The 15,690-nt window shown below is 63.5% G+C and carries 12 protein-coding genes and 2 riboswitches; of the genes, 6 read left to right on the top strand and 6 right to left on the bottom strand.

Annotation, left to right across the window (positions count from 1 at the left end):
- Positions 1–232: 232 nt before the first annotated feature.
- The 3 genes from gcvP to gcvT form a co-directional block, all read right to left on the bottom strand.
- A complete protein-coding gene (gene gcvP, locus V1290_RS06785; RefSeq protein ID WP_334363652.1) occupies positions 233–3,121 on the bottom strand; it encodes an aminomethyl-transferring glycine dehydrogenase in 2,889 nt (962 codons plus the stop codon).
- A 112-nt stretch (positions 3,122–3,233) separates the two neighbouring features.
- Complete coding sequence (gene gcvH, locus V1290_RS06780; protein ID WP_065728594.1) at positions 3,234–3,599, bottom strand: glycine cleavage system protein GcvH; 366 nt, start codon at positions 3,597–3,599, stop codon at positions 3,234–3,236.
- A gap of 27 nt (positions 3,600–3,626) precedes the next feature.
- Complete coding sequence (gcvT, locus tag V1290_RS06775; RefSeq protein WP_334368951.1) at positions 3,627–4,772, bottom strand: glycine cleavage system aminomethyltransferase GcvT; 1,146 nt, start codon at positions 4,770–4,772, stop codon at positions 3,627–3,629.
- A 55-nt stretch (positions 4,773–4,827) separates the two neighbouring features.
- Positions 4,828–4,906, bottom strand: a riboswitch (glycine riboswitch).
- A gap of 3 nt (positions 4,907–4,909) precedes the next feature.
- A riboswitch (glycine riboswitch) is annotated at positions 4,910–5,000 on the bottom strand.
- A gap of 212 nt (positions 5,001–5,212) precedes the next feature.
- Between gcvT and alaS the strand changes: the two genes are divergently transcribed.
- The 3 genes from alaS to V1290_RS06760 all read left to right on the top strand — a co-directional run bounded on the left by alaS (position 5,213) and on the right by V1290_RS06760 (position 9,980).
- Positions 5,213–7,885: an alanine--tRNA ligase gene (alaS, locus tag V1290_RS06770; protein ID WP_334363651.1), complete on the top strand. Its 2,673-nt coding sequence runs from the start codon at positions 5,213–5,215 to the stop codon at positions 7,883–7,885.
- A gap of 822 nt (positions 7,886–8,707) precedes the next feature.
- A complete protein-coding gene (locus tag V1290_RS06765) occupies positions 8,708–9,031 on the top strand; it encodes a septal ring lytic transglycosylase RlpA family protein (protein ID WP_334363650.1) in 324 nt (107 codons plus the stop codon).
- A gap of 274 nt (positions 9,032–9,305) precedes the next feature.
- Positions 9,306–9,980 (top strand): DUF2270 domain-containing protein, encoded by a 675-nt coding sequence (locus V1290_RS06760; RefSeq protein WP_334363649.1) that lies wholly within the window; start codon positions 9,306–9,308, stop codon positions 9,978–9,980.
- A 150-nt stretch (positions 9,981–10,130) separates the two neighbouring features.
- On the opposite strand, the gene V1290_RS06755 is transcribed toward V1290_RS06760, so the two are convergent.
- The 3 genes from V1290_RS06755 to V1290_RS06745 all read right to left on the bottom strand — a co-directional run bounded on the left by V1290_RS06755 (position 10,131) and on the right by V1290_RS06745 (position 12,513).
- Positions 10,131–10,637: a DUF3455 domain-containing protein gene (locus V1290_RS06755; RefSeq protein ID WP_334363648.1), complete on the bottom strand. Its 507-nt coding sequence runs from the start codon at positions 10,635–10,637 to the stop codon at positions 10,131–10,133.
- Positions 10,638–10,686: 49 nt separating this feature from the next.
- Complete coding sequence (locus tag V1290_RS06750) at positions 10,687–11,901, bottom strand: NADP-dependent isocitrate dehydrogenase (protein ID WP_334363647.1); 1,215 nt, start codon at positions 11,899–11,901, stop codon at positions 10,687–10,689.
- Positions 11,902–12,210: 309 nt separating this feature from the next.
- Positions 12,211–12,513 carry a hypothetical protein gene (locus tag V1290_RS06745; protein ID WP_334363646.1) on the bottom strand — a complete coding sequence of 101 codons (303 nt, stop codon included), beginning with the start codon at positions 12,511–12,513 and terminating at the stop codon, positions 12,211–12,213.
- A 245-nt stretch (positions 12,514–12,758) separates the two neighbouring features.
- On the opposite strand from V1290_RS06745, the gene V1290_RS06740 reads away from it, so the two are divergent.
- From V1290_RS06740 to V1290_RS06730, 3 genes are all read left to right on the top strand, one after another.
- Positions 12,759–13,970, top strand: coding sequence for a TrmJ/YjtD family RNA methyltransferase (locus tag V1290_RS06740; protein ID WP_334363645.1), 1,212 nt, complete (start codon positions 12,759–12,761; stop codon positions 13,968–13,970).
- A gap of 212 nt (positions 13,971–14,182) precedes the next feature.
- On the top strand, positions 14,183–14,815 hold the full coding sequence (locus tag V1290_RS06735) for a DUF1326 domain-containing protein (protein WP_334363644.1): 633 nt from the start codon (positions 14,183–14,185) through the stop codon (positions 14,813–14,815).
- 49 nt (positions 14,816–14,864) lie between these two features.
- Complete coding sequence (locus V1290_RS06730; RefSeq protein ID WP_334363642.1) at positions 14,865–15,668, top strand: DUF2182 domain-containing protein; 804 nt, start codon at positions 14,865–14,867, stop codon at positions 15,666–15,668.
- Positions 15,669–15,690 lie beyond the last annotated feature (22 nt).

Raw genomic sequence — 15,690 nt, 5'->3', positions numbered from 1 at the left:
GAAACGCTTCAGGGGTTAAGGCCTGAAACGTGACGGACGGGTGCTGCGGACGTTGAGTTGCCGACGTCCTCAGTGCCCGTTTTGTTTTTTGCGTTCCCCGGATGCTGCGCAGCGCGACGCTTCTCGAGCGGCGCAGTGCGCTGCTGATCCGGGTCTATCCGTTTTGCGCGTGTGTGGGTCCCGGCTCTGCGGAGCAGCGCTAGCGCGCTGCACCGCGTCCGGGACATGAGCCTCACTCCGCCGCTTGCGCGTAATCCTCAACCGGCGGGCATGAGCACACCAGATTGCGGTCGCCATAGACGTTGTCGACGCGACCGACCGGGCTCCAATATTTGTCGGTGCGCGAGATGCCATCGGGGAAACAACCCGTGGCGCGGCTGTAGGGGCGGTTCCATGCATCATCGACAATGTCGTGCACGGTGTGCGGGGCGTGGCGCAAGGGCGAGGCTTCGACCTTCCAGCGGCCGATCTCGATCTCCGTGATCTCGCTTCGGATCGCAATCATCGCGTCGCAGAACCGGTCCAGCTCCGCCTTCGATTCCGATTCGGTCGGCTCGATCATCAGCGTGCCCGGCACCGGAAAACTCATGGTCGGCGCGTGGAAGCCGTAGTCGATCAGGCGCTTTGCTATGTCATCGACGGTGACGCCGCTCGTCGTCTTCAGCGGGCGGGGATCGACGATGCATTCATGCGCGACGCGTCCCTTGGCGTTCTTGTAGAGCACCGGGAAATGCGGGTCGAGCCGGCTGGCGATGTAGTTGGCGTTGAGGATCGCCATTTCGGTGGCGCGCGTCAGGCCTTCGCCTCCCATCATCAGGATATAGATGTAGGAGATGGTCAGGATCGATGCCGAGCCGAACGGCGCCGCCGACACGGGGCCGATGGGATGCGGCACCGCGCCATCGGTTGCGGGGTGGCAATTTGAAGGATGACTTGGCAGATAGGGCGCAAGATGAGCCTTGACACCGATCGGGCCCATGCCCGGCCCGCCGCCGCCATGGGGAATGCAGAAGGTCTTGTGCAGATTGAGATGCGAGACGTCGGCGCCGTAATCGCCGGGGCGGGAGAGACCGACCTGCGCGTTCATGTTGGCGCCGTCGAGATAGACCTGGCCGCCATGGCTGTGCACGATGTCGCAGATCTCGGTGATGTGCTCCTCGAACACGCCATGCGTCGAGGGATAGGTGATCATCACGGCGGCAAGATTCTTCGAATGCTTCTCCGCCTTGGCGCGGAGGTCCTCGACATCGACATCGCCGCGCGCGTCGCAGGCCGTCACCACCACTTCCATGCCGGCCATGTGGGCAGACGCCGGATTGGTGCCGTGCGCGGAAGAGGGGATCAGGCAGACCTTGCGGTGCGGCTCGCCGCGCGCGGCATGATAGGCGCGGATCGCGAGCAGCCCGGCATATTCGCCCTGCGCGCCGGAATTCGGCTGCAGCGAGATCGCGTCATAGCCGGTGATGTCGCACAGCCATTTTTCCAGCCGCGCAAACAGCGCGTGATAGCCGGCCGCCTGTTCGCGCGGGGCGAACGGATGGAGCGAGCCGAACTCGGGCCAGGTCAGCGGGATCATTTCCGTGGTCGCGTTCAGCTTCATGGTGCAGGAGCCGAGCGGGATCATGGCGCGGTCGAGCGCGAGGTCGCGATCTGAGAGCTTGCGCATGTAGCGCAGCAGCTCCGTCTCGGAGCGGTGGGTGTGGAACACGGGATGGACAAGGAAGGCGCTGTCGCGCTTCAATTCGGCGGGCAGCGTTTCGCGCGCGCCCAACTCGACATCCGCGTAGGACAGCTTGCCGCCGAAGGCGCGCCACACCGCTTCCACAGTCGCAGGCGTGGTCGTTTCGTCCACGGCGATGCCGAGCGTGCCGTCACCGATGCGCAGATTGATCTTCTCGGCGAGCGCGCGCGCAACGATTTCACTCTGCTTCGCGCCCGCGGCGACGGTGATCGTATCGAAGAACGCCGGTGACGCCGGCGCATAGCCGAGTTTTGTCAGCCCCGCTGCCAGCGCCGCCGCGCGGCGGTGCACGGTGCGCGCGATATGCGTCAGCCCTTCGGGACCGTGATAGACCGCGTACATCGAAGCGATCACCGCCAGAAGCACCTGCGCGGTGCAGATGTTGGAGGTGGCCTTTTCGCGGCGGATGTGCTGCTCGCGGGTCTGCAGCGCCAGTCGATAGGCGGGCTGCCCCCGCGAATCCACCGACAGCCCGACGATGCGGCCGGGCAGCGAACGTTTTAGCGCGTCGCGCACCGCCATGTAGGCCGCGTGCGGGCCGCCATAGCCCATCGGCACGCCGAACCGCTGCGCCGATCCAATCGCGATGTCAGCGCCAAGCTCGCCGGGCGAGGCGATCAGCGTCAGCGCCAGAAGATCGGCCGCGACGACGGCGAGCGCGCCCTTCGCACGCAACGCCGAGATCGCCGGCCGGAGGTCGCGCACCGCGCCCGTCGTTCCCGGATATTGCAGCAGGCCACCGAACACATCGGCGCCTTCGAGATCGGTGAGAGGATCGCCAACGACCAGATTCCAGCCCAGCGGCTCGGCGCGGGTGCGCAGCACCGCAAGCGTCTGCGGATGCACTTCCGCATCGACGAAGAACGATTTTGTCTTCACTTGCGAGGCGCGCTCGGCGAGCGCCATCGCTTCGGCTGCGGCAGTACCTTCATCGAGCAGCGAAGCGTTGGCCACATCGAGGCCGGTGAGGTCGCAGATCATGGTCTGGAAGTTGAACAGCGCTTCCAACCGCCCCTGGCTGATTTCCGGCTGATACGGCGTATAGGCCGTGTACCAGGCCGGGTTCTCCAAAACATTGCGCTGGATCACCGTGGGCAAAATGGTGCCGGAATAGCCTTGCCCGATCAGCGAGGTGAACACCTGGTTCTGCGCGGCGAGCTCGCGCATATGCGAAAGCGCCTCAGTCTCGCTCAACGCGGGGCCGAGATCGAGCGGCTTCTTCTGCCGGATCGAGGAGGGCAGCGTCTGGCTCATCAGCTCGGCGAGGCTGTTCGCGCCGACGCTCTCCAGCATTGCACTGATGTCGCGGGGCGAGGGGCCGATATGCCGGCGCACGAAATCGGTGGCGGCTGCGGCGGTGGTCTTGAGCGGCGCGTTCATGGGTGCCTCGCTAGAATTTGCAAATTCGGTGTCATCGTCCGCCCTGTGCGCAATTGCGCACAAGGCCGGGCGATGACGGGGAGTGTGTGGTGGCCCAGCGTTTTCATCATCCTCACGCCGTGTGTGCCTTATAAGCCGCCTCATCCATCAGGCCGCCGAGTTCGCTCTTGTCTGCGATCTTCAGCTTGAAGAACCAGGCCTTGCCGCCGGCGTCGGAATTCACCAGCGCGGGTTCGGCGGCGAGCGCCTCGTTGACCTCGATCACTTCGCCCGAGATCGGCGCGTAGACATCGGAAGCGGCTTTCACCGACTCCACGACGGCGGCGGCTTCGGCTTTCTTCAGGGCGCGGCCGACTTTCGGCAATTCGACGAACACGACGTCGCCGAGCTGCGATTGCGCATAATCGGTGACGCCGATGGTGGCGACATCGCCCTCGATGCGGAGCCATTCGTGGTCGGATGTGAACAGCGTCGTCATGAAAACTTCCCTTTGGCGTTTGCAGGTTCAGCGTTTGTAGGTGTTGGGAACGAATGGCATGGCTGCGACCTGCAGCGGCAGGCGCTGGCCGCGCACTTCGGCGAAAACTAACGTCCCGTTGGCGGAGAGCGATGTCGGCAGATAGCCCATCGCAACCGGCGCATTGAGGCTCGGGCCGAAGCCGCCCGAGGTGACCTTGCCGACTTGCTCGCTGGAAGCGCTATCTGCGAAAAGCAGCGCGCCTTCGCGCACCGGCGCGCGGCCTTGCGCGCGCAAGCCAACGCGGCGACGCGATGCGCCTTTTTCAAACTGTGAGAGGATTTTTTCTGCGCCCGGAAAGCCGCCGGCGCGGGCGCCGCCGCTGCGACGGCTTTTCTGCACCGACCATTCCAGCGCGCCTTCGACCGGCGTCGTCGTGGTGTCGAGGTCGTGGCCGTAGAGGCAAAGCCCGGCTTCCAGCCGCAGGCTGTCGCGCGCGCCCAATCCGATCGGCTGCACGTCCGGATTGTCCAGGAGTAGCGTCACCAGCGCCTCGGCCTGTTCGGCCGGCACCGAAATCTCAAAACCGTCCTCGCCGGTATAGCCGGAGCGGGAGACGAAGCAGTCGAAGCCCGCCACCTTGCGCGGCCCGGTATCCATGAACCGCATTGCAGTCACGTCTGCACAAAGTTTCGCCAGCGCTGATTCCGCCTTCGGTCCCTGCAGCGCGATCAGCGCGCGGTCCGGCAGCGAATCGATGACGCAGGTATCGGAGAGATGCGCGCGCAGATGCGCTTCGTCCTCGGCCTTGCAGGCGGCGTTGACGACCAGAAACAGGTGGTCGCCGAAATTCGCCACCATCAGGTCGTCGAGAATGCCGCCGTCGCTATTGGTGAACTGGGCGTAGCGCTGCCGACCCGGCGCAACAGCCAAGATGTCCTGCGGCACCAGCCGCTCCAGCGCCAGCGCCGCGTCCTCCACCTTGCCGGATTTCGCCCGCAGCGCGAGCTGGCCCATATGCGAGACGTCGAACAGGCCGGCGGCGCTTCGCGTATGCAGATGTTCCTTCAGGACCCCGGCCGGGAATTGCACCGGCATCTCATAGCCTGCGAACGGAACCATCTTGCCGCCGCGCGCCACATGGAGCCCGTGCAACGGGGTGCGTCTGAGGGGGGATTTGTCGCTTGCCAGCATCATCAAGGCCCTCATGGGTTCCGGAGACCAGTCTCCAAAAACCCAAAGAAAGCCCCATCTGTCGCTGTGCCTGAGAGTATTATCCCGTCGGCGGACGCCCTGGGCGCATGCCGCCCGGCGTCTCTTTCCAGATGCTATTTCGTCACGCGGTCCGTTTGCCTGAGAGTTTCCGGGGCGGTTGCTCCTTCGGCGCCGGCGCTTAAGCCGATCTCTCCCGACGTGACGTCTTACAGATAAGAGGGAAACACAGCCCTGCCAAGCCTGTCAACGCAGCCGCAGCATTATCAACGGGACTTGCGCGCCATCTTGTGTGCTGCGGCAAGCCTATGATCCGCTTGCACAGTTTCTGGACACCGCAGGCCGCCTTGTCTAAAAGCGTTCCGCCGGAAGGTTAAAGGCTGGTTGTAGCCTGACCCGGCCTTTTTTCCGATTGGATGAACATGAGCGGCGTCAACGAGATCAGGTCGAAATTTTTGGACTTCTTTGCGGAGAACGGCCACGAGATCGTGCCGTCGTCGCCGCTCGTGCCACGTAACGACCCGACCTTGATGTTCACCAATGCCGGCATGGTGCAGTTCAAGAACGTCTTCACCGGCGTCGAGAAGCGTGGCTACCAGTGCGCTACCACCTCGCAAAAATGCGTGCGCGCCGGCGGCAAGCACAACGACCTCGACAATGTCGGTTACACCGCGCGGCATCTCACATTCTTTGAGATGCTCGGCAATTTCTCGTTCGGCGACTATTTCAAGGAGCGTGCGATCGAGCTCGCCTGGAACCTGATCACAAAGGAGTTCGGGCTGAAGAAGGACAAGCTGCTCGTCACCGTCTACCACGACGACGAGGAGGCGGCGCGCCACTGGAAGAACATCGCCGGCTTCTCGGACGACCGCATCATCCGGATCGCGACTTCGGACAATTTCTGGGCGATGGGAGATACCGGCCCGTGCGGTCCGTGCTCCGAGATATTCATCGACCGCGGCGAGCATATCTGGGGCGGGCCTCCGGGCAGCCCGGAAGAGGACGGCGATCGCTTCCTTGAATTCTGGAACCTGGTTTTCATGCAATTCGAGCAGGTGACGAAGGACGAGCGGGTCGCGCTGCCGCGCCCCTCGATCGACACCGGCATGGGGCTGGAGCGCATGGCCTGCATCCTGCAGGGCGTCGACAGCGTCTTCGAGACCGATCTTTTCCGTCACTTGATCGACGCCGCCGCTTCGGCGCTCGGGCATGGACCGGATGAGAAGAACGTCGCGTCGTTCCGGGTCATCGCGGATCACCTGCGCTCTTCAGCCTTCCTCGTGGCCGACGGCGTGCTACCGTCGAATGAGGGCCGCGGCTATGTGCTGCGCCGGATCATGCGCCGCGCGATGCGCCACGCGCAGCTCCTCGGCGCGCGCGAGCCGCTGATGCATCGTCTGGTGTGGGCGCTGGTGCGCGAGATGGGCCAGGCCTATCCGGATCTGGTGCGCGCCGAAACGCTGATCGAGGAAACGCTGCGGCTGGAAGAGACCCGCTTCCGCAAGACGCTGGAGCGGGGCCTTGCGATCCTCGACGAGAAGAGCGCCGGCCTGAAGAAGGGCGACATGTTCGACGGCGACACCGCGTTCACGCTGTACGACACCTACGGCTTCCCGCTCGACCTGACGCAGGACGCGCTGAAGTCGCGCGGCATCAGCGTCGATCAGGCGGCGTTTTCTGACGCCATGGAGCGGCAGCGCGAGAAGGCGCGCGCATCGTGGGCCGGCTCGGGCGATACTGCCAGCGAGGCCATCTGGTTCCCCTTGCGCGAAAAGCTCGGCGCCACCGAATTCCTCGGCTACGACACTGAAAGCGCCGAGGGCGTGGTGACCGCGCTGGTCAAGGACGGCAAGGATGCCGACAGCCTGAAGCCGGGCGAGACCGGCGCGATCGTGCTGAACCAGACGCCGTTCTATGCGGAGTCCGGCGGCCAGGTCGGCGACATCGGCCTGCTGACAGGCGAGGGCGTCAAGTTCCACGTTACCGACACGCAGAAGAAGGCGGGCGATCTGTTCGTGCATCTGGGCACGGTGGAGGAGGGCACGCTGAAGGTAGGCACCGCGCTGCAGCTCGAGGTCGATCATGCGCGCCGGTCGTCAATCCGCGCCCATCATTCGGCGACGCACCTGCTGCACGAGGCGCTGCGCCAGGTGCTCGGCGATCACATCGCCCAGCGCGGCTCGCTGGTGGCGCCCGATCGTCTGCGCTTCGACTTCGTGCATCCAAAGCCGATCACGGCGGAAGAACTTGCCCGCGTCGAGGACATCGCCAACGAGGTTGTGCTGGAGAATGACGAGGTCACCACCCGCATCATGGCGGTGGATGACGCTCGCGAGGCCGGCGCGCGCGCCCTGTTCGGCGAGAAATACGGCGACGAGGTCCGCGTGGTGTCGATGGGCAAGCAGGCCCGCGCCCACGGCCAGAACACGCTCGGCTGGTCGGTCGAACTATGCGGCGGCACCCATGTGCGCCGTACCGGCGACATCGGCCTGATCTCGGTGACCGGCGAAAGCGCGGTGGCCTCAGGGGTACGGCGCATCGAGGCGTTGACCGGGCGTCATGCGCGCAAGCACGCCAACGATACGATGGCGATTGCGAAGACGGCGGCGTTCGAGCTGCGCACCAGTGTCGACGACATGCCCTCGCGCATCGCGGCGCTGATGGAAGAGCGCAAGAAGCTCGAGCGCGATCTTTCGGATGCGCGCAAGAAGCTCGCGATGGGCGGCGGCGCCGGCAACGGCGCGGCAGCGGGCGGCGTGCGCGAAGCCGGCGGCGTCAAGCTGCTGGCGCGCGCGGTCGAGGGCGTCGAGACCAAGGATCTGAAGAGCCTGGTCGACGACGGCAAGAAGCAGATCGGCTCCGGCGTCGTCGCGATCGTCGGCGTCACCGAGGACGGCAAAGCCGGCATCGTCGTTGGCGTCACCGCCGATCTCACCGCGCGATTCAATGCGGTCGAACTGGTGCGCAAGGGCTCGGAAGCGCTCGGCGGCAAGGGCGGCGGCGGCCGGCCCGACATGGCGCAGGCCGGCGGGCCCGATGGCGCCAAGGCTAATGCGGCGCTCTCGGCGATCGAGCAGGCGATGGCGGGAGCTTAGGGGCAAGCCGAGGCGTGCAATCATAGGCGCCTTGGCCGCGATCGCCAACGCAGTCGCTGCGATGCAATGGCTGATGATGGATCAACTTGCTGAGCAGGCGCCAGCCATCCCGCCTACAAGCGGAACAGCAGAATGGGCTAACGCCATCTGCATTTGTCACGCTGCAGCCTAATTCCTGGTGATGCTGCAGGAATCCACGTTGATCGAACCCTCGATGGTGCCGGGACCTTGCGGGCATCGTTGGTAGCGGCATTCCGGTAGCCAACCCGATCGCTGGACTTACGCGACAGCCGACTTTGGGCGTTCGAGCGAGAGGTGCCAGCATGACCTGGTGGATGATAAGGCCATCTCTATTTGCGTCGATCGTCCTCGGCGCGTCGGTCTGCACAGCGTCAGCGCAGGATGCCAAGGTTTCAGTCGACATGATCGGAGCAGGGAGCATGAGTTGCGCTCACTGGCGGTCTACGGAAGAGCATCTGTTGGAGGGGACGGTCTGGATTCACGGTTTCTGGACGGGACTCAATTACGTTGCTGCGGCGAGTGGCCAAACACAGCCGAGAATCAGTGTGTCTTCGATCGTTGCCGAAGTCGAAAAGGCATGCGCTCGCAAAACATCACAGACCTTAGCCAGCGCCGTCTGGACGACGTATCTCGGGGCCAAGCGGTAGGGCGCCGATTGTCCGGGCGCATCACGCGCTTAGACGATCCTGTTACCGCAACGATGCTGTGCCGCTTTCGTCATTCTGACGCGCTTGCTGGAACTCAGAGGCCCGCGAAAAGTTGGCAGTTGGCCCATTGAGCTTCGGTCCTGGAAGGCTGACGATGATCCGCCCGGTATGCGCCGCCTTGGCGCTTAGCTGTCTGTCTGCGCCTGTATTTGCCGAAACCTGCATTGCTTCGCGCTATGGCTACGGCGGCGGCCGAACCGCATCGGGAGAGCGGATGAATCCAAATGCGATGACCGCAGCGCATCGCGCCAGACCATTCGGCTCTAACGTCACAGTCACCTCACATTCCACCGGACGAAGCGTCACCGTCCGGATAAATGACCGTGGTCCGTTCGTGAAGGGACGATGCATAGACCTGTCCACCGGGGCCGCGCGTGTACTTGGCATGGCCGGGACTACGATAGTTTCTCTCCGCTGAGGTAGACGAGCACAAGTGGGAAGTTGCGCCGTGAGCAGCGCCCTGTCGGGTTGCGCGATGTCGTCGTCATTGTAGTCACGCACGCAACCCAATGCGGACGCTAGGTCGCGATACTGCGGTGCACCGTTCTATTGCTCGACCTGTTGCTGGCAATTCGGCCTCGGGGCGAGCATAGTTGCGACGTCACAATTCCGGATAGGTTCATCGGCGTTGATGATGTGGACGCTCCCGGTCAACGCCGGTGATCCGCGGTTCGGACAACCGGAGTCCCGCCATGTCTGTTACGGCTTCCAGCGAAACACAGCGCCAACACAGCTTCAATTCTGCCGAAATGGGCGCCATCGCTCATCTCTACCGGGGCGAAGTCTACCGTTCGACAATCTGGAGAACGCGGCTCGACAACACGACCAACTGGGCGATTGTCACAATGGGTATCGCCCTGTCGACGACCTTTTCGAGCCCGGAAGCTTCACCCCTGCCGCTCCTGCTCGTAGGCCTGCTCATTGCCGTGTTTCTCGGCATGGAGGCGCGACGTTATCGCTACTTCAATGTCTGGCGCGCCCGAGCTCGATGGATGGAGACGAATTTCTACGCGCCGATATTCACCGGTGAAGCCCGCGACGATAGCTGGCAGGTGATACTCGGCCACGACTACACCGCGCCCCGCCACCACATTTCATTTGTCCGCGCGGCGGGGCGGCGGCTGCGTCGCAACTACGTCTGGATTCTCGCCGTCCAGGTGATTGCCTATTACGGCAAGATCGCAATCCATCCGGCGCCCGCGTCAACCTTGGCGGAATTTGTCGATCGCGCCGCAGTCGGACCAATTCCCGGCTGGGTCGTTCTGATAATTGGCCTTGTCTACAATTTCGGCTGGCTGGCGTTCGCGCTCGGCACGATGTGGCTCGACCAACGCGAGCACCGCGGCGACAAGGTGGCGATGGGCTAGCAGGCAATGGCCGCGGGCTTGGTCGTGCCCCGTCATCGCGAGGAGCGCTAGCGACGAAGCAATCCATGTCTCCGCTTGTGGCGAAATGGATTGCTTCGCTTCGCTCGCAATGACGTGGAAAGGTCTACGCGGGCTACGGCGGAGAATCGTTCAGCCTTTCCGCAGAAACACGTAGTCCGCGGAGTAGGGCACGTTGCGATAGCTGCCGGCCTTGTCGCAGGCGCCTTCGAGCTTGCCGCCCGAGGTGTTGATCCGCTGCACCGTGGTGACGCCGGAGAGAATGCCGGTGCCGCGGCCGGACGTCACTTCCAGCTTCAGCCAGGGAATATCGTCCGGCGTCGCGCCGGGGGCGTTGCCCGCGGCCTTGCCGACGACGGCGCTGGAATCGATGTGCTCCCAGTTCGGACCGGCGTAGTGCCGGCCGACGGTCTTGCCGTCGAGCAGCAGCGTCGCGATCGGCTCTCGGAATGCCCAGGCGAGCTTGCCGTCGGCGGCGGCCTTGCATTCGTAGACCTGCGCGCCCTCGGCGTGGAGGGTGAGCACGGTTTTTTCTCCCGACGCCGCGACGGCGTCGGGAAGAGGTGTCTGGGCATGCACGCTCAAAAGCGTCGCCGATGACAAAAGCAGAGCGAGAGCGGTGTTTCGGACAATCGGCATCGCAAATCCATGGTGTTGGCCCCGAAGGACCAACACCATCGTCAGCCGATTATGCCGCCATCGCCTTCTCGAGATTCGCAGCAACCTTGTCGAGGAAACCGGTCGTGGACAGCCAGCGCTGGTCGGCGCCGACCAGCAGCGCGAGGTCCTTGGTCATGTAGCCTTCCTCGACGGTCGCAACGCAGACCTTTTCCAGCGTGTCGGCGAATTTTGCGAGCTGCGGGTTGTTGTCGAGCTTGGCGCGGTGGGCGAGGCCACGGGTCCAGGCGAAGATAGACGCGATCGAATTGGTCGAGGTCTCCTTGCCCTTCTGATGCTCGCGGTAGTGCCGGGTCACCGTGCCGTGCGCGGCTTCGGCTTCCACCGTCTTGCCGTCGGGCGTCAGCAGCACCGAGGTCATCAGGCCGAGCGAGCCGTAGCCCTGCGCGACCGTATCCGACTGCACGTCGCCATCGTAGTTCTTGCAGGCCCAGACGTAGCCGCCGGACCATTTCAGCGCGGAGGCGACCATGTCGTCGATCAGGCGGTGTTCGTAGGTGAGGCGCTTGGCCTCGAATTCCTTCTTGAACTCGCGGTCGTAGATGTCCTGGAAGATGTCCTTGAAGCGGCCGTCATAGACCTTGAGAATCGTGTTCTTGGTCGAGAGGTAGACCGGGTAGCCGCGCAGCAGGCCGTAGTTGAAGGAGGCGCGGGCGAAATCGATGATAGAATCGTCGAGATTGTACATTTCCATCGCGACGCCGGCGCCCGGGGTCTTGAACACTTCCTTCTCGATGACGGTGCCGTCCTCGCCGACGAATTTCATCGACAGCGTGCCCTTGCCCGGGAACTTGATGTCGGTGGCGCGGTACTGGTCGCCATAGGCGTGGCGGCCGATGATGATCGGCTTGGTCCAGCCGGGAACCAGGCGCGGCACGTTCTTGCAGATGATCGGCTCGCGGAAGATCACGCCGCCCAGGATGTTGCGGATGGTGCCGTTCGGCGACTTCCACATCTCCTTCAGGCCGAATTCCTTCACCCGGGCTTCATCAGGGGTGATGGTGGCGCATTTGACGCCGACGCCGACCTTCTTGATGGCGTTGGCGGCGTCGATCGTGACTTGGTCGTTGGTCTGGTCGCGGTACTCCATTCCGAGGTCAAAATAGAGCAGTTCGACATCGAGGAACGGGGTGATCAGCTTGTCCTTGATGTACTGCCAGATGATCCGGGTCATCTCGTCGCCATCGAGTTCGACGACGGGGTTGGTCACCTTGATTTTTGCCATGATGGAGGGGGCCTTTTCTCGGAAAACCGCGCATTTGGGGCGGGTTGGGTGATTATAGGCGGGGCTATAGCACCGCAAATCGGCCGGCGGAAGCCGAGCCGTTATGCACTTTCAGCCCATCCTTTAGATCAGAACGCCGCCTGCGTCGCCGTCCCGGCCACCACGTACCAGGTCACGAACAGGCCGCAGATCAGGGAGCCGGGCAGGCTGGACCCAGTCCGCCGCCAAGTACCCCATCTATGTGTCCTGACCGTCCTCTAGTCCGCCATCTGAGGTCCAGGCGTGAAATCCAGCACCTCGGGGATGAGGTCAATGCGTTGGGAACTGAGGTGGTAACCGGACAAGAATAGCACCAGCTTTTTCGCACGCTTCCACCAACTTCGGATGGGGCCTTAGGCTCATTTGATCCGTCGCGATTACGTAAAGGTGGTGGTTGACCGTATCCTCAGACACCTGCTGGTTAGCTAGCATGAGGCAAATCGCGCCGACATAATGGTCGTATTCATCATCCACTTGGTCCGCGACGCCGAGGGGATCCCAATGCTCGTTCAACACCGCGCGAACGCGCTGCCAGTTCTCCAGCGACTGGTCCTTGTTGTACTCGCTCGACATTTAAGAAAATTAAGAGGTACGTCCTGATTTGGCAACTTGAGCGTACTCCACCGCAAGGAGTCGCTTTTGAAGCTTTGACCGAGTTTTGAAGCTTTGACCGAGTGCCAAACGATCGTACTAACCTCGTTATTTTGCTTGAGAATTCTGGCCGCTTTGGTGAAAAGCGGCCAACCATGAGGTTTTGATCAGGCGCTCTGCACGCCGATCCGAAATCTTCAGAAGTTGAATCAGAAAGTGAAGTCAAAATGTCCGGTTCGGGCACCGATAAAACCAAGTCTGGGTTGGACTTAGCTGGACCCATTGTGATCCTCGTCGAGCCGCAACTCGGCGAGAATATCGGCATGGCCGCGCGGGCGATGGGCAATTTTGCGCTGTCGCGCCTGCGGATCGTCAATCCGCGCGACGGCTGGCCGAACATCGCGGCGCAACGGGCGGCGGCCGGCGCGGACCAGATTTTGGAACAGGCGCAGTTGTTCGACACCGTGGAGGAGGCGGTCGCCGATCTCACACTGCTGTTCGCGACCACCGCCCGCGCGCATGACCAGGCCAAGCCGGTGGTCGCGCCGGCGCAAGCGGCGGCCGAGATCGTGGCTCATGTCGGAAGTGGCGGCGGGGCCGGCATCCTGTTCGGCCGCGAGCGGTACGGCCTGCAGAACGAGGAGGTCGCGCTCGCCAACCGGATCATCACCTTTCCGGTCAATCCCGGCTTTGCTTCGCTCAATCTGGCGCAGGCGGTGCTGCTGATCGGCTACGAGTGGTTCAAGCTGTCGACCGGCGGCACCCTGCCGTTCGCGATGCCGGAACGCTCCGAGCCGGCCTCGCAGCACCAGATGCAGGCCTTCTTCGACAATCTGGTTCGGGAACTCGACAAGGTTGAATTCCTCCGCCCGCGCGAGAAGCGCGAAACCATGCTGGTCAACCTGCGCAACATTTTCACCCGGATGGATCCGACCAAGCAGGACATGCACACTTTGCACGGGGTGGTGATGGCGATCGCGGAGGGACGCAAGGGACCGGCCAAGGGCGGCGTGCTGGACGGCGAACAGGCGACACGGCTGCGGGCGCTGTTGGCCGAGCACGGGCAGGGGCCGGCGGTGCCTGGCGACAGCTCTACCGTGCGCGGCCTGGCACGGCTGCTTCGGCGCAACCCGACCGATGCCGAGCGGATCTTATGGCAGGCCTTGACCCGCGACCGCCGCTTCGCCGGCCAGTTCAAGCGCCAGACCCCGGTCGGGCGCCACATTCCGGACTTCGTTTCCTTCGTGCATCGCCTCGCGATCGAACTGGTCAACCCGAACGAGACGGAAACAATTGTCGCCGACCGCGCCGGGCGGAAGGCGTGGCTGGAGGCACGGGATTACCGCGTGATCGAGATGCGGGTTGCCGATGTCGAGCGGGATCTGGCGACCGAGCTGGAGCGGCTGGAAAAAATGGTAGGGTGGGCGAAGGCGCGCTAGCGCCGTGCCCACCATCCGTCCCGCACCGTTGTCCTGAATGGTGGGCACAGAGCCTGTCATCACTCCGCGAGCACCCTTGCCTCGTCGCTGGGCGCACATTCGCGCGACCCGGTGGCTTTGCCCGCCCGGTCACTGTCCCTTGCGGCACAAACGAGGTAAGCTCGCACTTAAGCGACTGCAGTCCAATCGACAACGCAAATCGGAGGTGTGCGATGGCTACATCTGACTGGCGTCTCGAAGGCGAATGGATCAAGAACTGCAATTGCGCGTTTGGCTGTCCGTGCGATTTCAACGCGCGGCCGACCCACGGCTATTGCAAGGGCCTGGTCGGCATGAGGATCACCAAGGGGCATTTCGAAAAGACGAAACTCGACGGCCTGGTTTTCGCGGCGACCGTTCATTTTCCGGGTGCGCTGCATGAGGGCAACGGCCAGCTACAGCCGATCATCGACGAGCGCGCCACACCCGAACAACGCGACGCGCTTTTCAAGATCATGTCGGGCCAGAACTCCGCCGAAGGCACGCTGTTCCAGATTCTCAGCCTGATCGTGACCAAAATGCATGAGCCGTTGTTTGTGCCGATCGAGTTTTCATTCGACAAGGATGGACGCGTCGCGCGCATGGTGGCCAAGGGCGTGCTTGAGACCGAGGTCGAGCCGATCAAGAATCCGGTGACCGGAGAACCCCACCGCATCCAGGTCGTAATGCCCGAGGGCTTCGAACACAGGGCTGCGGAGGTCGCCTCGTCCAACATCCGCTCGACCGGCGCCATCAGGTTCGACACCGAAGGCACACACAGCTCGCTGGCCAACGTGGTCCAGACGCCGGAAGGTGTCGCGGCCTAGCGCTGTAGGCACCTTTCGACGTGCCGTTTCCGTGGCGGAGGTTAAGTCCATGTCCGGGACCTCTGCGCTTGAACAGACCTTGCGCCACGATCGCCTGATCGTGGCTTTCGGCATGGCTGCCGTGGTTGCCTTCGCCTGGGGCTACCTGGTCGCCGGCGCCGGCATCGACATGAGCATGGCCGACATGCCGATGGACCCCGAGCCATGGTCGCCCTCGCAGGCCGCGCTGATGTTCGCGATGTGGTGGGTGATGATGATCGCGATGATGGTGCCGAGCGCCGCGCCGATGGTGCTGCTGTTTACGGCAATCAAGCGCAGGCAGGCGGCGGATAGTCCTGTCGTCACAAGCTGGCTCTTTCTCGCCGGCTATCTCCTGATATGGGCCGGCTTTAGCCTGGCCGCGGTCGCGGTGCAGTGGGCACTCGACCAGGCCGGGCTGCTGTCCGGCATGATGGCGAGCACCAGCAGCATGCTCGCCGGGATCATCCTGGTTGCCGCCGGACTCTATCAGCTCACGCCGGTCAAGCGCGCGTGCCTGCGCTACTGCCAGAGCCCGGTGTTCTTCCTCAGCCGCTATTGGCAACCGGGCGCCATGGGCGCGCTGCGCATGGGCTTTCGGCACGGCAGCTACTGTGTCGGCTGCTGCTGGTTTTTGATGGCGCTGCTGTTCGTTGCGGGCGTGATGAACCTGGTGTGGATCGCGGCGGTGGCGATCTATGTCGCCTTCGAGAAACTGGTCGCACGCAGCCCATGGCTCAGCCGCGCCGCAGGCGTGGGCCTGATCCTGGCCGGCGGGATTGTTTGGGCGCGCAGCCTGATCGTCACGGCGCCCGCGTCGCTCGTGTACTCATAAACCAGGACGCCAATGGATTTGG

It is taken from the genome of Bradyrhizobium sp. AZCC 1578 (assembly GCF_036924675.1).
In the GTDB taxonomy this organism is placed as follows: domain Bacteria; phylum Pseudomonadota; class Alphaproteobacteria; order Rhizobiales; family Xanthobacteraceae; genus Bradyrhizobium.
This window is presented reverse-complemented; position numbering and strand designations above follow the sequence as displayed.